Annotated in this window: 25 protein-coding genes; all 25 read right to left on the reverse strand. The window is 57.3% G+C overall.

Annotation, left to right across the window (positions count from 1 at the left end):
- Positions 1-1,135, reverse strand: a 1,135-nt coding sequence (pilV, locus tag PSV26_RS02465) for a shufflon system plasmid conjugative transfer pilus tip adhesin PilV (protein WP_300567255.1), incomplete at its 3' end; no start/stop codon positions are given.
- Positions 1,136-1,162: 27 nt separating this feature from the next.
- The gene (locus tag PSV26_RS02470) at positions 1,163-2,287 is read right to left on the reverse strand and encodes an ATPase, T2SS/T4P/T4SS family (RefSeq protein WP_300567258.1); all 1,125 of its coding nucleotides are present in this window, start codon (positions 2,285-2,287) and stop codon (positions 1,163-1,165) included.
- 2 nt (positions 2,288-2,289) lie between these two features.
- Positions 2,290-2,736 carry a type IV pilus biogenesis protein PilM gene (gene pilM, locus PSV26_RS02475; RefSeq protein WP_300567261.1) on the reverse strand — a complete coding sequence of 149 codons (447 nt, stop codon included), beginning with the start codon at positions 2,734-2,736 and terminating at the stop codon, positions 2,290-2,292.
- A gap of 6 nt (positions 2,737-2,742) precedes the next feature.
- Entirely contained in the window at positions 2,743-3,699 is a 957-nt protein-coding gene (locus PSV26_RS02480; RefSeq protein WP_300567264.1) for an ATPase, T2SS/T4P/T4SS family, read from the reverse strand.
- Between the two features lie 17 nt (positions 3,700-3,716).
- Complete coding sequence (locus PSV26_RS02485) at positions 3,717-4,250, reverse strand: type 4 pilus major pilin (RefSeq protein ID WP_300567267.1); 534 nt, start codon at positions 4,248-4,250, stop codon at positions 3,717-3,719.
- A gap of 52 nt (positions 4,251-4,302) precedes the next feature.
- A complete protein-coding gene (locus PSV26_RS02490; RefSeq protein ID WP_300567269.1) occupies positions 4,303-5,376 on the reverse strand; it encodes a type II secretion system F family protein in 1,074 nt (357 codons plus the stop codon).
- The gene (locus tag PSV26_RS02495) at positions 5,373-6,866 is read right to left on the reverse strand and encodes an ATPase, T2SS/T4P/T4SS family (protein WP_300567272.1); all 1,494 of its coding nucleotides are present in this window, start codon (positions 6,864-6,866) and stop codon (positions 5,373-5,375) included. The genes PSV26_RS02490 and PSV26_RS02495 overlap by 4 nt, the downstream gene beginning before the upstream one ends.
- Positions 6,867-6,903: 37 nt before the next feature.
- Positions 6,904-7,491 carry a type IV pilus biogenesis protein PilP gene (locus tag PSV26_RS02500; protein ID WP_300567275.1) on the reverse strand — a complete coding sequence of 196 codons (588 nt, stop codon included), beginning with the start codon at positions 7,489-7,491 and terminating at the stop codon, positions 6,904-6,906.
- Positions 7,478-8,770 (reverse strand): type 4b pilus protein PilO2, encoded by a 1,293-nt coding sequence (pilO2, locus tag PSV26_RS02505; protein WP_300567277.1) that lies wholly within the window; start codon positions 8,768-8,770, stop codon positions 7,478-7,480. Before pilO2 ends, PSV26_RS02500 begins: the two co-directional genes overlap by 14 nt.
- A gap of 21 nt (positions 8,771-8,791) precedes the next feature.
- Complete coding sequence (locus PSV26_RS02510) at positions 8,792-10,468, reverse strand: PilN family type IVB pilus formation outer membrane protein (protein WP_300567280.1); 1,677 nt, start codon at positions 10,466-10,468, stop codon at positions 8,792-8,794.
- 2 nt (positions 10,469-10,470) lie between these two features.
- Positions 10,471-10,908: a TcpQ domain-containing protein gene (locus PSV26_RS02515; RefSeq protein ID WP_300567283.1), complete on the reverse strand. Its 438-nt coding sequence runs from the start codon at positions 10,906-10,908 to the stop codon at positions 10,471-10,473.
- Position 10,909: 1 nt separating this feature from the next.
- Complete coding sequence (locus PSV26_RS02520; RefSeq protein ID WP_300567286.1) at positions 10,910-12,184, reverse strand: TcpQ domain-containing protein; 1,275 nt, start codon at positions 12,182-12,184, stop codon at positions 10,910-10,912.
- A gap of 5 nt (positions 12,185-12,189) precedes the next feature.
- Complete coding sequence (locus PSV26_RS02525; RefSeq protein ID WP_300567289.1) at positions 12,190-13,458, reverse strand: TrbI/VirB10 family protein; 1,269 nt, start codon at positions 13,456-13,458, stop codon at positions 12,190-12,192.
- Positions 13,448-14,251: a TrbG/VirB9 family P-type conjugative transfer protein gene (locus PSV26_RS02530; protein WP_300567292.1), complete on the reverse strand. Its 804-nt coding sequence runs from the start codon at positions 14,249-14,251 to the stop codon at positions 13,448-13,450. The genes PSV26_RS02525 and PSV26_RS02530 overlap by 11 nt, the downstream gene beginning before the upstream one ends.
- Positions 14,248-14,928, reverse strand: coding sequence for a type IV secretion system protein (locus PSV26_RS02535; RefSeq protein ID WP_300567295.1), 681 nt, complete (start codon positions 14,926-14,928; stop codon positions 14,248-14,250). The genes PSV26_RS02530 and PSV26_RS02535 overlap by 4 nt, the downstream gene beginning before the upstream one ends.
- 132 nt (positions 14,929-15,060) lie before the next feature.
- Positions 15,061-15,477, reverse strand: a complete 417-nt coding sequence (locus PSV26_RS02540; RefSeq protein WP_300567298.1) for a hypothetical protein — start codon at positions 15,475-15,477, stop codon at positions 15,061-15,063.
- Between the two features lie 2 nt (positions 15,478-15,479).
- Entirely contained in the window at positions 15,480-15,812 is a 333-nt protein-coding gene (locus PSV26_RS02545; RefSeq protein WP_300567301.1) for a hypothetical protein, read from the reverse strand.
- 165 nt (positions 15,813-15,977) lie between these two features.
- Complete coding sequence (locus tag PSV26_RS02550) at positions 15,978-16,247, reverse strand: EexN family lipoprotein (protein ID WP_300567304.1); 270 nt, start codon at positions 16,245-16,247, stop codon at positions 15,978-15,980.
- Between the two features lie 26 nt (positions 16,248-16,273).
- On the reverse strand, positions 16,274-18,202 hold the full coding sequence (locus PSV26_RS02555) for an AAA family ATPase (RefSeq protein ID WP_300567307.1): 1,929 nt from the start codon (positions 18,200-18,202) through the stop codon (positions 16,274-16,276).
- The gene (locus PSV26_RS02560) at positions 18,199-18,408 is read right to left on the reverse strand and encodes a hypothetical protein (RefSeq protein WP_300567310.1); all 210 of its coding nucleotides are present in this window, start codon (positions 18,406-18,408) and stop codon (positions 18,199-18,201) included. The genes PSV26_RS02555 and PSV26_RS02560 overlap by 4 nt, the downstream gene beginning before the upstream one ends.
- Positions 18,409-18,638: 230 nt before the next feature.
- On the reverse strand, positions 18,639-18,866 hold the full coding sequence (locus tag PSV26_RS02565) for a hypothetical protein (protein ID WP_300567313.1): 228 nt from the start codon (positions 18,864-18,866) through the stop codon (positions 18,639-18,641).
- A gap of 14 nt (positions 18,867-18,880) precedes the next feature.
- Complete coding sequence (locus PSV26_RS02570; RefSeq protein WP_300567316.1) at positions 18,881-20,125, reverse strand: type IV secretion system protein; 1,245 nt, start codon at positions 20,123-20,125, stop codon at positions 18,881-18,883.
- Positions 20,126-20,128: 3 nt separating this feature from the next.
- Positions 20,129-20,995, reverse strand: coding sequence for a hypothetical protein (locus PSV26_RS02575; protein WP_300567319.1), 867 nt, complete (start codon positions 20,993-20,995; stop codon positions 20,129-20,131).
- Between the two features lie 12 nt (positions 20,996-21,007).
- Positions 21,008-23,560 carry a type IV secretion system protein VirB4 gene (locus PSV26_RS02580; RefSeq protein ID WP_300567322.1) on the reverse strand — a complete coding sequence of 851 codons (2,553 nt, stop codon included), beginning with the start codon at positions 23,558-23,560 and terminating at the stop codon, positions 21,008-21,010.
- Positions 23,554-23,853, reverse strand: a complete 300-nt coding sequence (locus PSV26_RS02585) for a VirB3 family type IV secretion system protein (protein WP_300567324.1) — start codon at positions 23,851-23,853, stop codon at positions 23,554-23,556. Before PSV26_RS02585 ends, PSV26_RS02580 begins: the two co-directional genes overlap by 7 nt.
- Positions 23,854-23,857 lie beyond the last annotated feature (4 nt).

A 23,857-nucleotide genomic window follows, 5' to 3' on the forward strand; every position in this document is an offset into this window, starting at 1 on the left:
TCCACACCCCGGATTGGCAAGACAGTATCTGACCATTGGAATCCTTCGAAACTAAGCCATTTGGACTACAAACAGACCCGACAACCACGGTATCGCTGAGCAAAACTTTGCCAGCAGTGGCAATTCCGGCGATGGTTATGTTCCCGCTGTCGTTCACGGCCAACGCCGACCAGGTTGTGCCGTTGCAGGTGTATGCCCGCGGCCCCGTGCCGACTGTTGGTGTCTGAACGACCCTTGTCTGCCAAGCAGCAGCTGCGTTGCACGTTGGCAATGTGGCGAACGAGGCCACCGGATCCTCCCAGAAGGCAGACCCCTGGGGTTTCCAGAGCCCGGCCTGGCATGACAGAACAGTTCCCGTGGAGCTACGCGCAATAGCACCAAGGGTCGAACAGGCGTCGTTCGCAACCTGCACGGAATTCATCACAATGGGAGTGTTCATCGCGTTTAACTCCGGCCGCCCAGGCACGGCATCCCTGGCCAAGAAGGCGGATGAAGTGTCACCGTTCTCAAACCAGAGGGCCATCGCCGGGGTGCCAGCTGCAACTCGAACATTGCCCGTTGTCCCGTCACACCTGCGAGTGACGTTGTTGACCAGGTTGTCAAAGGTCGCGGTGCTAATCGCCCAGCCACCAACGGCACCGCGAATCACGCTCGCGTCGGATGAGTATGTGCCGCCCCCGCTGCCCCCAATGATGGCAGCCAGGCTCCCAAGTGAAAGATCGTCTACAGCGGTGCCGCCCTCAGCAACCACCATCGCCTGCAGGCGATTCGCAGTTGGTTCAAGCACAAGCGCACAAACGCTCTGCCCATATGCGTTCGTTGACATGAACCCAGTAGTGAGATGACCAGACGCGATCAAAGTCGGAACATCGATCATCGCTGGCGCTGTCGGCGTGGCCACGGCCTGGATGGCAGCGTAGTTATCCTTGATGTAAGCCTTGGCGGCTTCACCGAAGGTGCGTGTTTGACTCGCCGCGATGGTCACCTTCGTGTCATCAGAATACCTCGACGCGATCATGTTCATGCCAATCGTCGCGGTAGAAATGATTCCGAGCGCGACGATCACTTCGAGCAAGGTCAAACCGTGCTGGCTCTTGCTACGTAAGGCTCGGAGCGGTGGTTTTGGGATCGACATCTGAGTTGGCCCTTTAAAACTGTGGCGTCACGAACTGGTAATTTGCTTCAGCATTTCTTCCAACTTTTTACGCACGGCGCCCTGTCCTGCGACGCTGCGTAGCGCATCGCCTTTGGAGATTCTCTTGGCCGCCACATGGTCGTACAGGCTCTTCGTCATTGAACGAGAAATCTTGTCGGTCTGATTCTCGAGAGCCATGTTGACTTTTGCCGCATCGCCCAGCATGTCGGAGAACTGCTGATCGTGATTGAACATCAACTCAGTCGCTACGACGCCCTTCACCTTATCGACCGCCGGCACCATCGACTGGTAAATCACGCCAACCAAGGACGTTGCGAGTGCAGCGAACTTTGCCTCTTCATCGCCAGGGAAAAAGGAAACGAGCTTCTGCACTGCGCCGTATGCCGAGCTGGCGTGAATTGTCGCAATTACAAGATGGCCGGATTCACTCGCCAGAATTGCATTCTCGGCTGTATCGCGATCGCGGATTTCCCCGATGACAATGACGTCAGGGCGTTGCCGCATAGCTCCGCGGACTCCCTCATAAAAACTGGGGGTGTCCGCGCCAACTTCACGCTGGGAAAAGATTGAATTCTTGGCCTCGAAGACGTACTCGATCGGGTCCTCGATAGTCTCAATATGGCAGTTCCGGGTCGTGTTGATGGCATCGATAAGGGCCGCCATAGTGGTCGTCTTGCCGGCCCCGGTAGCACCGGATATCAAGATCAAGCCCTTGGGGTTCTCCACCATCAGGGAGATCTCCTTCGGCAGGCCGGTTTGGGCCAAAGACAGCGGCTCCACTGGCGTGCGGCGAATGGCCAGCATCTGTTTGCTCCCGCGCAAGGCGAGGTAGGCAGTCACGCGCAAGCGCCACTTTCCGACGAGAAAAGGCCGGCTAAAACCGCCAGCCACCAACAAGTTGGCGAAGGCCGGATCCATGGTCGACAAGATGTACTCAATATCCTCCGCAGTGTAGGGCTCCATTTTGTGTTCGACCCAGCCACTTGCGTTCCGGATCATCACAGGGTCGCCTGCGGATATCAGCATGTCGCTGAAAACCACGTCGCTTTCAACGACCCCCAGGATCGCCGCAATTGTGTGAGCTGCCTGAGCGTCGTTTGGTGCCGCGGTTGGTGTGGTGGTTTGTTCCATTGCTATTTCCCTACGATCAAGATTGCACCGTTTGGCACCGCGGCGGGTACAACCACCCCGGTGCCAAAACCCTTTGCGCTAACTAAAAAGCCGGCCACATTGCGGCCGACCATGTATGAGTTCATTGTTTTTGCATAAAGCTCATCGAGCAAGCCTGGCGTGTTCGATGGTGAGGCTTCGTAAACATATAGGGCGCCACTACTCACCAGATTCGTCCAACGCGTATCGCGTACGTGGCCCCAAACAAATGTCAAACTGCCATCTGGCACCGTTCCTGAGAACCCTGGGTTGCCATTGAGATAATTGATCACTGACTCGCGGTATGCCAATGCCGATGTGGTGCGAACATTCGCGACGGCCTTAACCATTTGGGCTTCCTGAGCAGGAACGTGCATGGCGGCAGCCAGTGACACCATTGCAATGAAAAACAGGACCGCAACCAATGGCATAGAAGATCAGGCGCCAGCCCGCCTACCACCAGCCATGATCATCCGGCTTTTCTGGAGGTTGCTGAAATTCTTCAGCTGGTCAAACTTGCGCTGGCGCACCAGATTCCGCGCTGCGTGCTCGTCCTCGCCTGCAATGAACAGTGGTTCGAGCATTAATTGCCTGCGCGAGTCAGAACTTTCCAACTTCTGGTGGACGACCGCCGCCAATCCGGTAGCGAGCATGCTCAACACATCGTCAGGCGAGGAACCTTCCACACCGCATGCCAGTGCAAAAACACGCTCGATAGCCATGGAACAGTTGTCAGCGTGCGCTGTACAAATCACAAGTTTTCCGTTGATCGAAGCGCGAAGTGCCTCTATCGCCGTTTCAGCATCTCGGATCTCGCCGAGAAAAATGATCGAAGGGGCCCAGCGTGCCGCCTGGCGACAGGCGTGGCCGAAGCCGCCTTGCTGGACCCATGTTTGGTAGCAAACGCCTTCGCCATGCTTCCCATGCAGCGGGGCCTCCGGCGGCTCTTCAACCGTCACAGCCACACCGCCAAACTTGCTGATTCGAGCAGCCACGAACGACGAGGCGGTGGTTGTCTTTCCTTGGCCGAATGTGCCACTCACAATGAAGAGCCCCGTCATGTTTGGCTTCATCATCATGTCCACAAAGACGGGCGGGATACCCAACTTGTCAATGGGTGTAATTGTTTCGCTCAAACGCCTCATGACGTAGATGACCTCATTGATGGTCTTCATCGTCGACACCCGATAGCTGGTGGACCCATGGCGGAGCGGAAAGTCCTCGCGTTCTGGGTTCGCTTTGGTGTATGCCTCGCATTCGGCCCGAAGCGCGAGAATTTCCGGCATGTCCTCTTTTGATGCCGCTACTGGATCGGAGGTGCCCGGAACACCTGAGATCCAGGCACCCCCCACATCCAGATAGATGTCGGTAAAAACGAGATCTTTAAGCGCCATAGTGTTTTCTTAGCCAATCAGGTCGACTGGAAAATGATGGTGTTGGTTGCTGCGGCGGAGCACTGTGTGGACGCCGTATCGGGGGTGATCGGGAATGCGGTGATAGCGGTGCCGGAACCGACCGTCACAGAATTCCAGCCGTTGGTTCCGGACAGGAGGTTCAAGCAAACATCAGTCGGGACCGCCGTCACGGTGATCGTGAAGTTTGTCGCCGCGCCGGTGGCTGTCACGGTTCCGTTAAGCCCGTGTGTGATGGTCGGTGGCGTACCGGCGGTCACAGACATGGTGGTTGGGACCTTCTTGCCGTTCACCAGGACAGCGTTCAGATTTGCTGTGCCGTAGCCGCCCTGGCCAAAGTAGAGGGATTTGACGGCCGAGCGAATCGCGCTCAGATCGGAGGTCATCTGCGTCGAGATCTGGCTTGAGGACGCACCGCCGAACAGTGCCAGCGCCCCACCGACGACGACCGCGAAGATTGCCAGCGCCGCCATCGATTCGATGAGGGTCAGGCCCGCCTGCTTTTTGGCTTTGGAAATGAATGAAACTTTCATGAAAACTCCTGGATAGAAAATATTGAAACAAACACCCTACTGAACTTCACACTCACCTCACGCCCTGCTGCAGCAGCTGGGTGAGCTGCAGCTGCATCGCGATCAGTCCGGAAACGGAGAACATGATCAGGCCCGCAACGGCCAAAATGCTCACACCGAAAATCATCCTCATCAGCCCCTGAATCTTCTCGACAGACTCGGAAATCCATTCATTACCGATAATCCGGATCGCTTCATCAAAGCCGGATTTCGTCGCGTATATACGGATGTCAGAAATGATCTCGGGATCGGGAAAGTTGTTGCCACTTCGCTCCAGCGCCTCCCCGAGATTCCGGCCGGCGCGCAGGCCTTTGAGAGCCGCCGCGAGACGTGTCGAGAGCCACGGGGAAGCCCCGTTCCCGAGTTGCTCAATGGCCGCAACAATGGGCATTCCCGCTTGAACAAGAGCCGACACGGCGATCAGCCAGGAGGAACCTTGCATCACCCGGTAGATGCTGTACGGCGCGAACATGTCCAGCTTGGCGCGGAATGCCGACGTCCAGCGTGGTAACGACACAAAGAACAAAATGGCCACCGTGATCGCAAGCAGCGCGAGCCAGTGAAGATAGTTCTGGACGAAGGAGGAGGCGTCAATCATCGTGCGTGCGAAGCCGACCCACGCGTCGCCGCGCGCGGCCTTAGTAAACGCCGGCACGATCTTGAAGCCGAAGAGGTACAGAATCCCGAACGACAAGAGCATCAGGAAGAACGGGTAGGCCAACCCGCCGAACACGGCTGAGTTGATGTCGGACTTCGCTTTGGAAACCTTTACTACTGAATTGAGCGCTTCGTCGAGGGTGCCGGACTCTTCTCCGGCCACAATCAGCATGTACTCCTCAGTGGTTACCCAAGGTCGGACCACTTCAGATAGCTTGCGACCATTGTTCATGCCGCGCGTCCACGCAGCGATCGCCACAGAAATCGGAGCCGTCGGCTTCTTCAGCCCGCGGATCTCGTTCAGCCCTGCGATGATGGGAATCCCGTCTCGCAGCAGTTTGCTGAGTTTCCTCCACAGGCGCTGACGCGTTTTGGTATCGCTCTTGAACTGGAGCTTTGAGAACGCGAGGCTCAGTTCCGCCATGTTCATGGTACGCCCCCAGCTGCAGCGTCCTGCAGGACAAAGTTCAACGGTCCCACCTCGTCCTCTGCCTGAAATGGGTCCACAAGCCCTGCATCGATCTTTGAGATTGCCAGGTCAAGCATCGTCCGCCCTCCCGACTCTCTCCAATACGCGATTGCCTTGTCACGATCGCCTTTGCGTACGTGGGCCATGAGAACTTGGTCCGGAACAACTATTTCGGCAACAACGGTTCTTCCCGCGATGCCGTTGTTCTGGCAATGGTTACAGCCGTCGCCGATTACATGGGCCGTCTCGACGTTGATCGTGGACATAATGCGATCGCGGTCGCCGGCGGTATACCGGTCAGCATGCGCAGCAAAGGGCTTCTTGCAATGAGGGCACAGCACCTTCAGCAAGCGCTGGCAGATCAACCCGGTGACTATGGAAGGGTCGGCCATCATGTTGAGCGGAATTCCCAGATCCACCATTCGGTCGATAACCGCGAATGCGCTATTTGCGTGGACAGTCGACCAAACCTGGTGACCCGTCATAGCTGCTTGCACAGCAAGGCGGACCGACGGCGTGTCGCGCATCTCGCCGATCATGATGACGTTGGGGTCAAGACGCATAGTCGCTTTGATTGCGGCCTGGAACGCCGCTGAGCGCTCCTCTTCCGTCGTTGCGTCCGCCACCGGCGTCTGGACGATGCCCGGCATTGGATACTCTGGTGGATCCTCGACCGTAATGATGTGCTTGGTGCCGCGACACTCCTGATGGATTGACAACAATGTGCGCTGCAGCGTGGTCGACTTTCCCGAACCTGTCGGCCCTGCAATGATGTTGATGCCAGTAGGCCGGCGCTTCATCAGGGCGAATTCCTCCTTTTGGGCCTGGTCGTAGCCCAAAGAGCAGATATCCGTGGATTTGTCGGCGTCGTTATACAGAAGACGCAGGACCATTACAGTCCCGTCTACCTGTGGCGTCGTAGCAATTCGAATACCGTCCAGGCCGGGAACCAGATTCTTCTTTGCGGAAATTCGACCGTCCTGCCGCGCGTTCTCCTCGTAAGTTGCAGCAGAAATGTCCGACATCGCGGTATAGATGGCAGAACATAGCAACTTGCCCCAACTGTACGGGTGCTCGGCGATTTGCTCGAGGTCGTTATGGATCCGGAAAAGAATCCTTGTATCTCCCTTCGACGAAACTCGAATGTGAATGTCAGACGCCCTGCGCTTGAAGGCCTGCTTGAAAAGGTCCGATGCAGTCCGTTGCATCTCACTGGCTTCAATGACGTCGTTTCGGGTCTCCTTTACCTGGTTGGTACGAAGCGTCTGGATGACCTCCATCGCCACGTTCTGAATATTGAGGTTGATCCCATCATTCCGGAGAAGGCTTGTATAGCTCCTGACATTCGGGTCGAATGCGTGGGTTTTCGACACGTACAGCGTCGCGCTGTCCTCGTCGAAGTAAGCCATCTTCTCCAGATCGCTTCCGGGCTTGACTGCGTGTACGGTCATCGTGCTATTGCTTCGGGGAACTATTAGCTCGGAATGCTTAGCGAATTCCACTGCCGGCAGGGGCTGGCGCTGGATAGCTGATCTGCCCTGGCGCGCCAGCAGCGGCCGCGCCTGTGTCTCTGGCCACGGCCGAGCTGCCGAAGGCGAGGCGTCGTTCATTTTTCCCGTTGAGGTCGGTAAGGGCGACCTCATTGAGCGAGACCCTTGCGACTTTCCTGTCGCCGACGATGTCGCCAGGTTTGACTCGTTGAACAACACCGCCCGGAAATGCAAGAAGCGCTTCAACATGGCCTTTTAGTCCTTGTACGTAAATCACCGAAGGGTCTCCAAGCGAGCTGCCCAGCGCACTGAAGCTGGAGCCGCCCTGAACCCCGATCAGTTCTTTCTGCTTTGCGGCGATCTTTGCTTTGAGTTCCATTTCATTCAGCCTGGCCTGCAAGACAGTCATGTTCTCGTTGATGCCCTGGATCTCGGCTGCTGTCGCGGCCGACACGGGGGACGAGTGAATCTGAGGCTGCGGTGGCGCAGCAGGAGCGGCCGCGGGTGCGGCGGGGGTCTGCGCGCTCACAATTGCCGTAACCAGCACGAGCAAAAGGAATGGGGCTTTTTTTCTAAGGTTGGACATACTGCACTCCGTATAGTTGGTATTGCATGGCGCCGGCGTCGTAGACATAGGAGATCTTTTTGAGCCTGAAGCCCGGCATGTTGAGTACTCCAGCGGCCTGGGCTGGATCGATGTTCGTGTTGACCACAACGTTCAACTCCGCCCACGAGGGCGGAATGACAGGGGCAGCGGTGCCTGCCGCTTGGCCAGGAAGCGTCGGTGGCGCGGAAGGCGCTGGTGCTGCGTCGATGCGGAGAGCCATTCCGTAGCGAGAAGCGAGATCGAGAAACCTCAATCGCGTACTGTGCTGCGGTGGGAGAACTTCCGCGAAATCGTTTGACGGCGGGGCATAGGCCGTCCCGGTCACGCTTGCGCCCTGGCCGTCAGCCGTGAAGGTCGCGTCAGGGCGAACGGCAGCAAGATGGCTGATCCACGCGCGTTCGTTGGGTCTCTGCCAGGAGACCGTCAAGGTCCCACCTTCACAATTGATCGAAGAGCGAACCCAGTTCCCACCGCTTAGCCCTGCCCTTGTCAGCGCATCCTCACACGCGGTCGCGAACAGTACTGGGGCGGGCATCAGTGGCCATGGCTTGGGCGGTGCCGTGGGTGCAACGCGTTGCCCACGTGCAGCCTCTTCCTGTTGCAGGCGAAGGGCAGCGGCAGCAGCAGCCTTCTTCTGCGACCACGTCTTCCATCCGTAGGTCCCACCAAGTGCGACCGCAGCAATAACGATTGCCGGTGCAACATACTTTCGCCAGGCGATCGTCGTTTCCCGTAGCGCCCACTTGCTCGGCGCCTTGAGGGTTTTCTCGTTGAAGAAATGGGAGAATTCTTTGTCGTCAGAATTGGGGATCCCCCAGTCACCTGGGCAGATGATGACGCCCCACCCTCCGAAAGTCACGGCCTCGACGAAGCGTACCCGGATCTCGTCGCGTGAGCCAAGAACGTCGCCATCTGCGAGGATGACTCCACGCACGACGGACACGAACATGTAGGTGCCTGGATCGTCGGGCAGTTGCAGTGCGACCAGCATGTGCTGACCGGCGGAATCGTCGGAAAAAGCGTCTGCAATAACCGCTGCGGCCGCGATCTGGCCCGCTTTTGCGCCCTCGGACTTTTTGGCAAATCCTATGTGGGGCGACTCCGTGCCACGCATAACCTTGAGGTCGCTCTCGGTCTGGGCCGCGTAGGCAAGTGCTTCCTTGGCCCGACCAGACCCGGCATCCTGCAGCAAATGCCAGACGAGCCCCGCAACGAGCTCGATCTTTTTCTTGCCGACGTTTAGCTCAATAATTCGCATTTGTTGCTTTTTGCGCGCCGATTAGAGGGCGATGTTGGGCTGAATCAGAACTACCAGCATGGTCCGCTTTCGAGTTCCGTTCCTGCTTCCAAGTGCCGCGTTCTCGGCAGATCCAATGCCGTTCGACACAGCGGACAAGTTGTCCTGGTCGAAGCCAGCCACGACAAGCGTCTCGCCTGACTGGATTCGAACCCTTTGGATGAAGTTGCTGGTCGAGATGTCAGGTGCTTGAATGGAGCTGGTACCCGACGTGATGGTGGAAAGACGGAGCAGCGAGGACAGGTCGAGGGAGTACTGGAGCAGCATCTCCTTGCCATCGATGATGTGCGGTACCAAGGTCATTGAGAATCCAGTTTGCACAGTCCCAGGCGTCAACGCAGTTGTCGCGCCTACGTTGGCGGTCTGGGTGGTGGAGCTAGAAGCCAGGTACGAGACGCGTCGGCCTACATTTACGGGTGCCGGCTGGTTGTTCAGGGTAACCAGCGTCGATGATGTCAGTTCGCTCACGCGCCCCTGGGTTGACAGTGCCGAAATCATCGCGCTGGAACCTGCCCATCGACTTGCAGAGGTAGCAGGTGCTGAAATGATGATGTTGCCGGCACCACTTGCAACGGGGAACGCCGTCTTCAAAGCAACCGAAAACGGATTGCTTGCCGATGCCAGGTTCGAATACACGGCGTCCCAATTGATCCCGTAGTTGTCGCCGTCGGTCAACTCGACGGACAACACCCGGACGTTGACGGAAACCTGGCGGTTTAGCGCGCTGTTTTGTCCGTTGATGTATTCAGTCACCCTCGCCAATACGCTTGGCGTATCGGTAACGGTGATTGTTCCCGTGGCCGGCGACGCGATCACGCGGCCTCCTGTGCTCAGCATCTGTTTGATGCCGGACTCAAGCGCGGACCACACTGATAGACCAGAAAAGCCCACACCGGTCGAGTTGGTCGAAGTACCTGTCTGCGTCGCTCCGGATGATGCACCTGACCCAGTTCCGCCGGCGCTCGCGTTGGATGATGAGTCGACAGACGAGTTGAGCCGAGTGTCGCCAGGAAGTGCAGCGATGCGGTATGTCTTCGAATCCATGACAAAGAATCGCAGGCCTTGCGCCTCACCCTTCCAGTTCACGCCGTAGTAGGCGGAGACCAGATTCATCAACCCTGACAAGGAACCTGAATAGGTCGCCATAAAGGGCGAGTTGGCCGTTATTGGACCGGCCTGCGCAGCGGTCGGAATACCGCCAATTCCGGCAGGCATCGGCGTCGGCATGACGCCGCCAGGGGCACCCATCGGGAACGGCATCCCTGCAGGCATTGGCGCACCCGCGGCCGCCGCTCCTGCAGTGGCGGCCGTCGTCGTTGGAATGTCGGAACCGAGATACACGGGCAGGCCGGTGAGCGAAGAGATTACGCCGGCTACCTCGTTCAGGCTGGCGAACCGCTGGTTGATCTCGATCTGAATGGTGTCGGCCTTCGCGCTCGCTTCATCCCGGGCGAGGCGCTCAACTTTGCGCAGTGGGATCCAGCTCTGGTCGCTGTAGCTCACTGGGCTGGTTTCGACCGGTTCAACACGCCGCGTCAGCATTTGCTCCGCTTGTACCTTTGCCGTTGAAACTTCTTTCTCGATCGACTTCACCTGCTGTGTCGGAGCGGTACAGCCAGCGAGCGTTGCGATTGCGAGCAGGGATGCAATAGTTTTCATATTCAGAACTCCGTAACACGTACCGTTTTGTTGCCGCGATAAAAGACAGCACGAAGACGGGACCCTGCTTCGTTCGTACCCTTCAAGAAGAAGAGCACCGCGGTTTCGAACTCACCCTGGATGACCATGTTTTGATCAAGCACAAAGTCGGGGGCCTGCCAGATCAGGTCCCATCCGGACCGTTTGCCGAAGTCGCGAAGTTGCTCGTCGACGCGCTTGCCCCTCACCAACTCGAACGTCGGGATCGGCGCCTGTGGGACTGCAGTCGCGACTGGCGCCACTTTGCTAGCGGCGCCCGGCTGGTTGGGCGCTGCGAACGGAAGCACAGGCTTGTCCACAAACGGCTCATTGGAAACCTGAATGGTTTGGGCTCCGGCCATCAAGGTTGCGCATGATGCAACAGTGAGCAGCGCCACTTTTATAAAGGGGGTTCGTTTCATGTCATTCGCCCGTGAGTACAAGAACTTGATTGCTGTACGCGGTTGCTTTAATCTGGTAGCCGACGGATCTCGCCTGGGTGACAACATAATCCGCAGCCTGAAGGAAACTTGGATGTGTCAACGGCCTGTCTGCGTCAGCCGTAATCTCCACGGTCGGGGCACCCTTCCAGATAACCCGCCATCCGGCATCCTTCCCCCACCGAGCGAGCATGCTTTCGATGGTCTGGTCCGCTTTACGGACCGACCAGGAAGAAACGGCTGGTGCGCTCGGAGCAGCCGCCGGGCCGGCTATGGCTCGCGACGGCTGTGCACCCTTGAGTCGTTGCAAAGCCTCAGATGGACTGAGGCGGCCTGCCCGCATAGCTTCAATAATTGAAGAGTCAGAGTCGGGGTGGCCCCGGCCCGCCACAACAGGAGCTGGTGATCGGAGCGGGGTAGATTCCGACCAGCTGATCGTTGTTGGGTTCAGTAGCTTTTTCCCAGTGTTCTGCAACTGCTCGTCAAAGAGAAAACCGACCTTTACGGAGATGACGGATGGCGCGACGCCGGCGGCGACAAGCGCATTGCGGACTACACGTGCGCGCTCTGTCCCGCCAACGTCTGCGGGATGGGTGTCGTCTGCTGCTGATATGACGACGCGCTGAGAGCCGGTCACGGACGACGCGATCTGCTTCAAGCGCCGCTCACCTTCCCGGTCGAGCTTCCCAGATCCGCGTTCAAACGCGACCACCTTGGAATGCTCGGTCTGGGCGGACGCCCAGGTCACATAGTCACCGCGCGCGGGCTGGGCGTAGGTGTTGTCCGTCCATTCATTGCGCTTGACATAGTTTTGGGCGAAACCTGAAGTTCCTGCTGTCGGCGAGAGCGAGGCCAGGGTCAATCGCTCAACGGGTGTCGCTCCAGGCGCTGCCCCCCGCTGCTGATACTGGGGAGCCGTGCTGAGAGCTGATGCGTGCGTAATCCTGGCGCTGGATGAGCCGAGCTGAGCGACGAAGTCGCGTGGAGTGCCGTTGATGACCGTGTATGGCCCCTCTTTGCGAGGGATCAGCAATTCGGAGGTACGGGTGGATATGAAAGCGGGAATGTCGTCAGTGGCGCGGTACTGAAGAAACGTCCGCTGTCCGTCGTCGAACACCTGCAGCGGCTTAGCCCTCGGATCCCCCTGAACTGAATAGTCAAAGCTGAACCGGTCCATGGCATTGACCGGGCCGGAGGCGGACATCCCATTTGCAGTTGCGAGCGCAAGGAGCGTTCCGATGAATGTGAGTTTGCTCATTTGAACTAGCCTCGATAGGGAGAAGGAAACACCATGTCGCGCCTGACTTCAATAACGACCCTTGCACCAGACGGGATGCTGATCGTCGGAGCGACCTCGCGGTTGCGGTCAAGAATTGACTTTGCGGTGTCAGTTAGGATTTGGCCCGTTGCCGAGAGGCCGCCCGCTTGACCGTTGGTGCCTTGGGGCACGGCTCTGGTCGAAACGACCCGGTCAGCCAGAAGGCCAATCATCAGACTGGTGCCGAAGAGTCGGAAGTAATGGTTGTCGACGTCGCCTTTCACACCAGCCCGTCCTGCCGCATCTCCGCCGTTGAACGATCCAAGGTCGAACGACTGGCCGTCCGGAAGCACAAGTCGGGTGAATGCGAACAACAAGCGCTCTTGCCCCATCCGGACTTCGGAGGAGTATTCCCCGATCGCTAGCGTGCCCTTTGGCAAGATGAGATTGCGCTGGGTTGTTGAGTCGTAAATATCGCGCGTCGTGCGCGCTGTGATGACACCAGGTAGATCACTGTTGATCTCGCGCAGGGTAACTGCCTCAATCACGCTCCCCTGCGTCAGCATCAGTGGCGCCTCCGGCAATGAGGGGCGAAGACCGGGGTCCTTCCGCGTTGTTGAGAACTCCTTCAGCCACGATTTGTCGGCAGCTCGGCCCACTGCCGCCTGTTGCTGACGCTGTGCGTTAAGGATCCCCGCAAGTTGTGATGGATCCGTCGCCCTGGCCTGCGAGGCCTCCCTGCTTGCCTGGGCGCGCTTTTCTTGTTCGATGAGCTGCGAGATCGGATCCAGCTTTTCGGCAGGCGCCTGCGCTGGCGCCAGCGCCTGGTCAAAAACAACGGGTTTGGCATTGGAAATCTCTGTCTCGCGGACGGCCTCCAATGACGCCGCCGAGCCGGGCTTGGAATTCCCCGGCGCGCTTCCGAGTTCTACAGGGAACGGCTGCGGCCGAACCCCGGTTTCCGGTGGTAGTGCACTGGGGAGCGGTGCTTTTGCGTTCGGATCGCCTCGCAGCGCTGCGGGCACGCCGGCCTTGTCGGCGAACGCGGTTACATCCTTGGGATCGCCCTTCATGCCAACGTCCTTCGCGGCGGTCGCTTCCTCCAAGGTAGCCTTTTTGCTTCGTTCCTGTCCCGGATTCGGCGCTGAACTATCCTGGTACCAGGTGTAGCCACCAATGGCCAGCAGAATGCCGATGGCCAAAAACGCGAGGATGTTCTTTGGCGGTACTCCTGTCGGGGCAGGGGTTTTGGGTGACAGGAGGTTATCGGCCATTCATCAGCCCCCCAAAGAAATTCCTGCGACCTTCCTTTTCGACTCGCACTTCCAGCTTACCGAGCTTTAGCAGGAAGACCCCGCCAACACCCTGGGCGATCAGATACCCATCCTTGACCGAATAGTTGACCAGGGACGCCTCGTTGTCCTTGAGGGTGAAGAGCGCAGGCATCTCCTGCATGCCCTCGGGAATCCGAAAATAGGTGCGAACCCCGTCGTCAAACACCTGCGCCGGCCGGATCGACTCGCTGCCAGATATGGAGTAATTGAATTGGACCTTGTCGATGATGAGGTTCGAGTCACTGCCGCCGGCTACTCGGGCAGGTTGGTCAGGTGCCGCCGCTGCATCCCGCTGTGGCGTGCCGCGCGAGGAAGCCACCACATCCTGCAGCACCATGTCTGGGTTGTTCCAGGTCACCCGCTGGTGCCACTTCCCTGTTTCGTTGGCGCTGCGAAGGATGAGCTGGTAAGTTGTCTTGTTCGTGATCAAACTTGCGCTCGTGGTCAGACCTTCGAACTTGGGTTTGATGAAAATATGTTCACGGCTCGCCGAGACCTGAAAAACGAAATTGACCGTATCGCCGGCGACAAGGGAAAGCACCTGTTCGCCTGGCGCAAGCATCAGGTTTGTGACTGACTTGGGTCGCGTAAGGATCAGATACGTGACGTCCGGATCGAAGTCAAACGTAACCAGGCGCGTGTCGCCGTTTACGGGCGTAGCGATCTGTTGAGCGTTGGCGGGTTGCCCGGCGAGAAGACAAAGACCCAGGGCAAGAGCAGAAAGAGATCTCATTTCACACCCTCTTTGAAGCGCTCGAAGTACGAGAACGTGATGCCCAGTGGGTTATCCATAAGTTGGGCCTCCGATTCCGGGGGGACGGTCTTGTAGTGGATGGTGAAGCGCCAGTTCTCAACAATGGGCGGGTTCTGGCTGATGCGCTCGTTGGTCGTCACGGTCGCGAAGATGAGCCCCGGTTGAGAGGTATCCACTGACGTAACGACCGCCTCCCGTACCAGGCCTGGCTGCTTGGCCAGGCGCTCGAACGGCTGATCGCTGGCGATGAGGTCCTTGACTTTGCCGATCGCCTTGTCACTGGAGCGCCGCATAGCGGTCTCGAACTGGCCCCGCGTGAGATAGGGGTCGATCGTCATGAGGTTGCGGACGTACGTCATGGCCTCGGCCTTGACAAAGCGAGCATCCGGCCGGAACTGCTCTGCCTTGAACGGCTGCGCCACAAGCAATTTTTCCGAATTGGTCTCCACCAGGTAAACGGCGACCTGCTTGAGCGGAATCAGAAAAACGAGCGAGAACGACTGGAGGACGTTCAGCAGTAGCAGGAACACCGCTACCAGGAACCAGCGTGATCCATGCGTTGCTGCGTTTCCGTAAAGTTCCGAAAACTGCCGGGCGGCCTTTATCTCGGCGATCGGCGGCGTGTTTTGCAGTGAAGTGGGCTTTTTTCCGAACATGCCACAACTGTAGAAAGCAAAAGTGCGAAAAATTTCGGAGAAATAGGCCCCAATTCGCTGTTTTGTCCCTTTCTGGCGCCGAAAATAAAAAAGCCCACCCTGGTTAGGGGTGGGCTCTGGGGCAGTGGTGGCTTACGGTCTGTAGCCGCTTTCGAGCCGATCCTGCCAGGACTGCTGAGATTCGGCGTCCGACGTTACAGCTTCGTTTTCAGACGCTGCCATCGCAGCCTCGTGCTGCGCTGCATTTTGAGCGAGCAGCTCAGCTTCTTCTCTCTCCTGGTCCAGCACGCGGGCCTGTTCCTCAAAAGCTGCAGCTTCCGCATGGCCATCCGCAGGTGCCATCTGAACGGCAACAGCCTCACCGTTTGCGCCCGCCTCATACCCAGTCGAGGGAGTTGAGACGAGAGGCGCCCGCCGCCGTGGCTTGAAAATCTGCCAATGCACGAAGGCAAGTACCAAAGCCCCAAGCAGGGGGTACATGACGGCGAGCTTGCCAGGCACCAAGAGAACAAGCGCGAAGAGTATTAACCAAATGAGGTTGGCTAGCATGGCTACTCCTTGGAATTTCTTGCCACGATGGTACGCCACGCAGCTTCCGCGGCGAATGCGTACATTCTCGCGGGCATTTCCAGGAGTTTCACCTTCACCACCTCGTAGATCGCGCATTTGACGGCGGCCGGGCAACCTCGGCCGACCTTCACCAAGCTTGAGTTCACGACGCGGTGCAGCGAAATCCTCGGCTTCCCGTCTTGCCACTTCCCGTCGACAACGATGCTGCCATCTGGGAGATGCCCATCCTTGAGGCGGACGAATCCGCCGGGGACCACAGCGAAATGCATTTTTGTGGCACGAATGTGACCACGCGAAAAAAAGACCTTTTCCATTTACGGACTCCATGAAATCCGGGACGGAATCCCACAGTGAGGAGACCCCCGGTGGGTTGAACGAGACTAGCTCGGAAGGCTTGAATTAGGCACAAGCTATGCCATCGAAAACAGTTCGACTATATCGCAAATTCTGGGCGGAGGAAACCGCGGACACTCTTGCTGCTATTTAAAGTCTTTAAATGCGTCAGCCTGGCCCTTCTTCACATTGGCGCTTTGCTCCAGACGAAATTTCATCTGCCCGCCGTGAGCGTTTGCGCAGTTTGCATCGCTCTTCATCGACGCAACGCCCTTTTTTATACAAGAGTCAACCACCGCGTTAGCCTCTGCGATGTGGGCAAAGTAGTACTCGACTGTCTTGATATCAGTCTTTTGCTCGCATGCCGACAAAAGCGCTAACAACATGCAGCCCAGAATCGAAGTTTTGATACTCATGGAATTCCTCATAAAAGCCGTACTACTCAGTTGATTTTAAGTTGACTTTTTGCAATTTCAAGTGACTCCCGTTTAACGGGGTTCCCGCGATCGACACCGCCTTTCGCAGTTAGCGTAAGGTTCCACGCTTGCATCAAGATTCCTTGCGCGTCTGCAATTGAAGAGCCAGTCAGGACATCCGCGACCTCCTCCCACGAAACGTCCATAACCGCGTTCCTTTTTGGGTCAAGGAAGAATGCCTTTGCCATCGCCAGCAGCGGAGCGTCGCCCGGCTTCTCAAAACGCACCTTCTCAGTGAAGCGGCCCGAGCGAACAACGGCCTCATCCGAGACTTCGGCGAAGTTTGTTGACGCGATCCACAACAAGTCGTTGATCTTTCCATTCGGACCATCCATCGCGGCAAGCAACTTGTTCGTTGCCGCCTTATACGGGTTAGATGAACGGTCGCCAAGCAAGTCATCAGCTTCGTCAATGAAGATAATTGCGGGCCTCGCGTTCTGCACCTTTTTTATCGTCTTATCGATAAGGTCCGGATCCCTGGCGAGATCTGATCCGTGAACAGCAAAGAATGCCCACTTTGTTTCCTTCGCAATCATTCGTGCGGTTTCGGTCTTCCCTGTTCCGGTTGGGCCGTAGAAAAGTACACCGGACGGCGCCTGGCCTCCAGACTCTTCCATCTCGAACGACCGCCGGACACGGGCGATAAGCCCTTGAATCGTTGCGGCCTGCTGAGGCGGGTAGCTCATTTCGGCAAATGACTTCGTCGACTCCGGCACGCGGTTGGCCATTCCCTGCTGGCGCCGCAGCATCTCCATAAAGTCGTCAAACGTGAGTTGGGTCCTTTGATGATCCTTCACGAACTGGGGGATTTGGGTAGGGACACTCAAGATGGTGGCGGAGTTGAACCCGTTCCAACGCTTGGCCAAGGAATCAACAACGCCGTCGGCAACTGAAACATTGGTCGAATTCTTTGCAATCGACGCGCGCAGCAAGCCCACGCGAGCTTCGAGATCCGGCTTTGGCACTTCGAATACATAGTCGAACCTGCCAGCACGTTTCACAGCAGGGTCTATCGCGTCGATGAAGTTAGTCGCAGCGACAAACACGACGCCGCTTCGACGATAGTCGACAAGGTAGGTTAGAAGCCTGTTTACCATCGAGTTGGTTTCGGTGAGGAGGGAACTGGAAGTTGCATCTCCCCTGCACGGGAATACGGAGTCGGCTTCGTCGAAGAAGATCAAGCAAGGGGTCCTAGCGATGGCCTCGTTAAGTTGATCAAAAAGGTTCTGCGGTGCGTCGCCAACCCATTTCGACATCTTCTTGTGAATCGGGATGAACTCAAGTCCCAAGTCGCCGGCAAGGGCTTTTGCGAGCGATGTCTTGCCGTCCCCCGGCTCGCCGTGGATAAGAATGCCGTTTCGGTCCTTCGTGCCAACGCTATCTAGTCCGGCTTGGCGAAGTTTCTTCTTGAACTCGGTCATTCCAACGATTGAGCGGAAATCGTTTTCCCATGATGGCGTGATGAACCGTGGAGCCGGCAGCCCAGCTTTGCGAGCGCGGTACCTTGCGGCAAGCACTTCCCCCGTTGTTGGCAGGGGAGGCTGAGTGGCCGACATATTTTTCCCGCTCAGGCCATGTGCAACCAAGGCTCGCCTCTTCAAGAACAGTGAGCCCACAGAAGCGACCATCAACGCCGTTCCCGCGGCCAGGAACAGAGCAGCCTCGGTAGAGGCCTTGTAGTGAAACCATGCCGACGCGGCTGCAATGGTCATCAGAGCACCGATCGCCATGCTGGCTTGGCCAGCAGACAGGACAAATGCCGAAAGGACCGCCGCGACTAAAAGGATCACCCCAAAGGCCAACCACTTCATCCACCCGTCCATAGGCAGCGACAGAACAATCGCGCCGGCTACCACTGCGGCTATCGAAGCTGGATTAAAAAGACGATTCATCATTTCGCAGTACCTCCAGCCGTCGCCGGACGGCCTTTATGACGTTGCTGATCCTTTTGCGCCGTGCGAGGCACAGCAACGACTTCGATCTTGGGAAAACGGACCAATGGTGTCGACGTGGTTTGCTCAATCCCATTGACCAGAACTGAAGCTTCCCGCAACTTGTGCTCATGCACCGACAGGTTCGTTGAACGCCAGATTGTTGGCATGCTGACGCATGCTTTGGACGCATTACACCAGACGGCAACCGCCTAGACCTCCGACATGCGGGTGCTTGCCGCCAGAGCTGCAGAGGTAATTACTGCCACGCCGGCGGCGACACCAGCACAGATGGCGGCGCCGCGGAGGACGGAGTTGGCAAAGTGAAAGGGGGAAACACCTGTGTTCATGTCTAAATTAGACACGAATCACCTTAGGAATCAAGGTTCGAGTGACAAGCTCAGAAGAAAAGACGTAACCCGATCAGCACAGCAATTAGGGGAAGAAGCGCCGGATGCGCCTTCTGGATATCAACAATTGAGTAAACGACGCTGGCAAGAACACTCCGCGCCCGAAACACAGCCTGGTCTGCGAGCGCGTCCTGCATCTCGTCTTCATTCGTTGCTTCAGACTTCCGCCGCTCATGCTGAATGAGTTCTACGAAAGCGTCGCGAATTCGGTTTTGCATCGTCGTTCCCCCGGCTAGCTGTTAGGGGGCGCGGGGGGCGCCCTTGTTGTCCCCTTAGCGCGCTCGAACGTCGCGCGGGCGAGAGTTGCATTACCGAAAGACCGCTGAACCATTTGCTGACCTGCGCTGGACAAAGTCTTCCCCTGGAGCGCCTTACCTGCGGCCTGGGCAGCACCCAGTTTCGCAGCTGAGCCGGCGAGCCCTGCCGAGCTCGCAGCGAGGCGCCCTGGAGTCGACGCGGCGCTGCCCTTCGCAACGGACGTGAGCTGACCAATGCCTGTTGCGCCACCGCTAATAATCCCTTCCCCAATATCCGCGGCTTTTAGCATCAAGTAGGTCAGGATGATCGCCATACCGCCCATAGCCAAATACGTGACAACCGCAGCCGAATCTGGCGGCACGTTCTCGATGAGATTCGCCATACCCTTGGATCCGGCAATCACAACAGAGCTAACGGCGAAAACGCCAACGATGCCGAAGCCCGCTTTCAGGAAGAAGTTCAACCAGCCGCTGAAAAGGAACTCTGTTGGCTTAAAAACTAGCCAGGGAATGAGTAGGGGTGCCAGCGCAATGGCTAGCGCCATTTGAAATTTGGCGACGAGGATGGCTGCAACAGCCAGTCCGGCGGCCACGACAATCAGCAAGATGATTCCGATCCGCAGAAGGAGCATCGCAAACGCCGAAAGTGCGACGCCAAAGATACTACCCTCAGACTGTGAAGGCGAGCTGGCATTCCAAATCAACGTCGCCGATTTGAGCAAATTCGAAGCTATACCGATTTCCATGCCATCAGCCCCGCCTGCCCCGAAGATCCCTGAAATCGCCGCAATTGAAGAGTCCACAACTTCAGGCAGTTTTCCAATGCCCGCACCAATAACAAACGCGGCAATTACAAGGGGGAATACCAGATCTCCCACCAGTTGCGGAAGTGATTGTTTCAAGGCAATATTTTTGATGATGCCCCAGACGATCACGATACCGGTCAACATGATGGTCAGTCTCTCTCCATATGCCTTGACAGCCGTATTCCCCCTGATGCTGTTGATTGCGTTGTTTGCAAGTGTGACAACACTCTTAAATGCCTGTAGCGCCTGCGCACCGAATGACTTGGCCTGCTCCTCTGTTACTGGAGTCGTTGCGACAGATGTTGAGTACGCAGTGGCGTCAGGGACCTCGTTCGGCAACTGCGCGAACGCGAATGCACAAGCGAAGGATCCGAGTAGAACCAAGGCCTTCCAAGGAAATCCTAATCGCTTCATGGACTACTTCCAAACCTTGAACACTTCGCGATCTGCAGCCCTCTGAATCTCTGCATTTCGAATACGAGTACGTTGGTCGTCGGCAGCCCGCTGCTTCGCCTGCTCTTCAGCCATAACCTGTTCCGGCGATTTTCCGTTCATGGAAGAGATGAGACCTTTGTTCACCTCTGCCAGTTGCGTGACCACTCGATTCATCTGGGTATTCATGAGGGCCATCGATTGTTGGACGCCCTCAGCTTCTGGGATCTTTTGAGCCATTTCCTGAGCAAACTCATAGTCGCGTTTCACGCGTTCGACCCGACTGATGTCCTCTTGGGCCCGGGCGGCGGCTGAAGCAACACGAGACCGAATCTGCAGATCCTCTTGGGCGGCATACTGCTCCCATGTCAGGTTGAGCCTCCGAGCCTCCTCAAACCGCCTGGAATAGCTTTCCTGCATGCCCCCCATGCTCTGTTGCAGTGCGATCAACGAAGTCACGCTGGCCTTTGCGTTAGAGATGGACCCGGAAACACGCCCAATCTCAGTGGAGATTGTTCCAATGTCGCGCAACTTCTCAAGCCTCCCCATGTTTTTCACGAGCTCCGCCTGCCCCTGCGACAACGACCCAAGCGCGCCGCTAAGCGCGCCCTGGGGCAGCTGCTTCAGATTCACCAGCATCGTTTGGTATTGCTGAAGCTGCGTGACGTACTGCTGGGCGCGTTGGGCAGTCCCGGCGATCGACTCCGCAGCGGTAATAGCGTTCTGGATCCAACTCGTCGGATCGAACACAATCCATTGGGCTACCGCGGGCCCCTGGAATACCGATCCCGAGATAAAGAGAGTGAAAACAGCGAAAAAGCGCGCGAATCGAGTGTGTACTTGCGTTTTCATGATTTTCCCCATTCAGTGGTTCAACAACGTCTTCACATAAGCCTCTGATAGCTCCGCCCCGACGAAGCCCTCTTCAAGGAGCTTCTTGAATACCAGCTTGGCGCGAGGGTCTGATCTCGTGTGGGCGAGAATTTCTGGAGGGAGCAGCACATCGATCAAACGTACCCGGCCGTTTTGCTCAATCAGGTAGTGCCTCTTTGGCGTCGCGTTGGCCAGCACGTCGACATCCTCTTCGCTCAGGCCTAGATAGTCGATATAGACACGAGCGGCGGACTTCGCCTTTGCGCTTGGGAGGTAGATTCGGGTTCTCACGTTGTCGTTGAACGCAGCCGACAACTTAACCTTTTCGATGTCGAAGACGGACTGAGTGGCCAGGCCAATGATTGCCCTGCGTTTACGCAACGTCCGCAGATAGTCCTCGTAGACACCCCGGAACCGCTCGTTCTGAAGCAGATACCAGCCCTCCTCCAGATAGATCATCGTGGGCGAGAGTCCGTCGATCATTTCGTCGATCGCCATAAAAAGGTACTCAATAACGCAAGGAGCGAGTTTTTCGTCCTTCAATAACGCATTGACATCAATACCGATGATGCCGCTCGAATCTGCAGCAAGCTGGGCTGCGAAGCCATCCTCATGCCCATCAAAAAGGTGGGCGTACTTCGAGCCAGACCCCTGTGCGTTTCCAGACCCAGCGGGGGACACAAACGGCGCGAGCCTGGCCGCCAAGTCTTTGCTCAGTCCACTGAGTTGGTCGTAAAAGTTCCCCAGCGTGTGTCTGTGCGGCTCTAGAGACGACAGCTGGGCGATTACCCTCGTAATCATCGTCGACTGCTGGGCGGTGATTGGCTCATTCCCATACACGGACATCGCGCCTTCGATCCAGGACGCCACCTTGGACCATGAATTCGGGTTCTTGATCCACCGCAGTGGATTCATTTTCGCCTGCGCCTTCTCGGGATCGATGCTGATGTAGGAGCCGCCCATGGCGTTGATAGCGATAAAACAGCTCTCGTCCTTATCGATAACAATTGTCCGAGCGCCCCTGTACTTCTGCCACATCATGAGGAGCAGATTGAGCAGCGTCGTCTTGCCGGCGCCTGTCCCGCCGATGATGGCGAAATGCCCGACGTCACCAACGTGAAAGTTGAAGTACTCTGGGACACCACTTGTCGTCGGGAATAAGCATAGCGCTTCCTGGGGCGAACCAAGCTGCTCCGTCAGGTACTCATTTTGTGGAGATCCTGACTTGATAGATCGAACGAGCGACATATCGGACAGGTTTCTCGTCGACACCATCGACGTTCGGACCGTCGAGTCGCCCCCACCGGGGATGGTGGCACAGAAAGCCCCGACCTGATTCACAACCTCCCGGACCACGCCATACCCCAAGTTCGAGTACAGGCCGGCAATCCCCTTAAGGGTGATGTCAAGGTCACGACGATCCCGGCCAATGGCCATGACGGCCATGGTGTGATACCCAAAGTTGACTCCATCGCCGGTCAGCTCCGCAAGTGCGGCAGACGAATCCTCGGCGAGCGCGAGCATACCCATGTCCATTGAGTCAGACTCGTTCCCGCTCAATCGCTCAAACGCCTGGGTCATCGGCGACTTGATCGAAGATCGGTAATGGTGCTCGCAGTCATTGATGTAGGCTTTGGCCTTTTCGCGATCAAGGAACCGGTACTGTTGCACGACGGAAAAGTCGCCCTGCAGCGAGAGCAGAGCCTCAACGTCAGCGTTGTTGATGACTTGCGGCAGCCCCTTGATGCTCAGCATCTGAACAAACTGGCTGCGAGTAGCGCCAACAAACTCCAGAACGCCGCCATCCGCTCGCTTGAGGGTGTCAGTTACCAGCAATGTATTCAGGTAGTCGGGAAGGGGACCGCAGGCCACCCTGTTGCGGGGAGTAGCAAGGTTGACTCTGTCACTCAGACCGCAGAGAAGCTCTTCGTCAACAAGTCGGCGCGCGTTCAACGTTGTCAGTGTCCCGAGAAACGCGCCGATCTGAGATTCAAAGGCCGCAGTAGCGCCGACGATCTTTCCCTGCATCTTTTCGATGCCCTTCTCGCGCCGGAGCGTCGACGAGACAGTCTTCAGAATGGCTGCTGGGAGGCTATTGTGTTCGTCCATCATCGACGCAGAGATTTCGTCGAAGAATCCCATCGTCCCGCGGAACGGGCGAAATGCGATTGCGATGTAGTGGCGAATTTCCGAAAGCGATCCGTCGTCAACCGAGGCGCGCCAAGCATCGTCAACGGCTCGCGCGACAAGGTTCTCCCCGCCGGCCGGCCCCAGGAACGTGCGCCGGCGCTTGTCGACGTAAAACCACCCGATATTCCGGTCATCGAAGGCACGAAGCGCGATTTCCATCGAATTCGAAGCCTGGTCGTGCTGATCCCCGTCGGTGCTCTGAAGATCGATCCCGTCGTACTCAAACATGGCGAGCAATGAACCATCCATGCAGATCACCAGCCCAGGAGTGATCTGGCCGAACCATGGAACCAGCTCCGGGTACGACCCGACCTCTGTGTTGTAGTCGCGGATTAGCGATTTCAGGTTCAGCATTGAAGGTCTTTCCCGTATCCGGCCGGCCGCTTTGTGGTCGTCACGGGTCGATGCCAAGGGTCGTAGACATCCTGCTCCCGTGCATAGCTAAACATTGCCTGGAACGCACCATCGTCCCGGGCGTGCATCCAACGTGCCGCGAAGTGAATGGGGATCAGGATCAGGATGAACACGTATACGCCCCCACCCAGCATCAGCACAAGCAGCAGGGACTCGACCGCGAAGATAGCTATCGGGACTCCCATGATCGCCCTACGGCGATTTAGGCTGGAATGGATGAGGGAACTGCGCATCGCG

The organism is Polaromonas sp. (assembly GCF_029945685.1).
GTDB lineage: Bacteria > Pseudomonadota > Gammaproteobacteria > Burkholderiales > Burkholderiaceae_C > Polaromonas.

Bases quoted from the DNA above. Each gene is read 5' to 3' on its own strand.
- PSV26_RS02555 (WP_300567307.1), bottom strand. From the start codon at position 18,202: ATGATGAATCGTCTTTTTAATCCAGCTTCGATAGCCGCAGTGGTAGCC.
- PSV26_RS02470 (WP_300567258.1), bottom strand. From the start codon at position 2,287: ATGGAACAAACCACCACACCAACCGCGGCACCAAACGACGCTCAGGCA.
- PSV26_RS02565 (WP_300567313.1), bottom strand. From the start codon at position 18,866: ATGCAAAACCGAATTCGCGACGCTTTCGTAGAACTCATTCAGCATGAG.
- PSV26_RS02530 (WP_300567292.1), bottom strand. From the start codon at position 14,251: ATGAGATCTCTTTCTGCTCTTGCCCTGGGTCTTTGTCTTCTCGCCGGG.
- PSV26_RS02550 (WP_300567304.1), bottom strand. From the start codon at position 16,247: ATGAGTATCAAAACTTCGATTCTGGGCTGCATGTTGTTAGCGCTTTTG.
- PSV26_RS02510 (WP_300567280.1), bottom strand. From the start codon at position 10,468: ATGAAAACTATTGCATCCCTGCTCGCAATCGCAACGCTCGCTGGCTGT.
- PSV26_RS02570 (WP_300567316.1), bottom strand. From the start codon at position 20,125: ATGAAGCGATTAGGATTTCCTTGGAAGGCCTTGGTTCTACTCGGATCC.
- PSV26_RS02575 (WP_300567319.1), bottom strand. From the start codon at position 20,995: ATGAAAACGCAAGTACACACTCGATTCGCGCGCTTTTTCGCTGTTTTC.
- PSV26_RS02560 (WP_300567310.1), bottom strand. From the start codon at position 18,408: ATGCCAACAATCTGGCGTTCAACGAACCTGTCGGTGCATGAGCACAAG.
- PSV26_RS02580 (WP_300567322.1), bottom strand. From the start codon at position 23,560: ATGCTGAACCTGAAATCGCTAATCCGCGACTACAACACAGAGGTCGGG.
- PSV26_RS02480 (WP_300567264.1), bottom strand. From the start codon at position 3,699: ATGGCGCTTAAAGATCTCGTTTTTACCGACATCTATCTGGATGTGGGG.
- pilO2 (WP_300567277.1), bottom strand. From the start codon at position 8,770: ATGCGAATTATTGAGCTAAACGTCGGCAAGAAAAAGATCGAGCTCGTT.
- PSV26_RS02525 (WP_300567289.1), bottom strand. From the start codon at position 13,458: ATGGCCGATAACCTCCTGTCACCCAAAACCCCTGCCCCGACAGGAGTA.
- PSV26_RS02585 (WP_300567324.1), bottom strand. From the start codon at position 23,853: ATGCGCAGTTCCCTCATCCATTCCAGCCTAAATCGCCGTAGGGCGATC.
- PSV26_RS02485 (WP_300567267.1), bottom strand. From the start codon at position 4,250: ATGAAAGTTTCATTCATTTCCAAAGCCAAAAAGCAGGCGGGCCTGACC.
- PSV26_RS02495 (WP_300567272.1), bottom strand. From the start codon at position 6,866: ATGACCGTACACGCAGTCAAGCCCGGAAGCGATCTGGAGAAGATGGCT.
- PSV26_RS02500 (WP_300567275.1), bottom strand. From the start codon at position 7,491: ATGTCCAACCTTAGAAAAAAAGCCCCATTCCTTTTGCTCGTGCTGGTT.
- PSV26_RS02540 (WP_300567298.1), bottom strand. From the start codon at position 15,477: ATGCTAGCCAACCTCATTTGGTTAATACTCTTCGCGCTTGTTCTCTTG.
- PSV26_RS02520 (WP_300567286.1), bottom strand. From the start codon at position 12,184: ATGAGCAAACTCACATTCATCGGAACGCTCCTTGCGCTCGCAACTGCA.
- PSV26_RS02490 (WP_300567269.1), bottom strand. From the start codon at position 5,376: ATGAACATGGCGGAACTGAGCCTCGCGTTCTCAAAGCTCCAGTTCAAG.
- PSV26_RS02515 (WP_300567283.1), bottom strand. From the start codon at position 10,908: ATGAAACGAACCCCCTTTATAAAAGTGGCGCTGCTCACTGTTGCATCA.
- pilM (WP_300567261.1), bottom strand. From the start codon at position 2,736: ATGCCATTGGTTGCGGTCCTGTTTTTCATTGCAATGGTGTCACTGGCT.
- PSV26_RS02545 (WP_300567301.1), bottom strand. From the start codon at position 15,812: ATGGAAAAGGTCTTTTTTTCGCGTGGTCACATTCGTGCCACAAAAATG.
- PSV26_RS02535 (WP_300567295.1), bottom strand. From the start codon at position 14,928: ATGTTCGGAAAAAAGCCCACTTCACTGCAAAACACGCCGCCGATCGCC.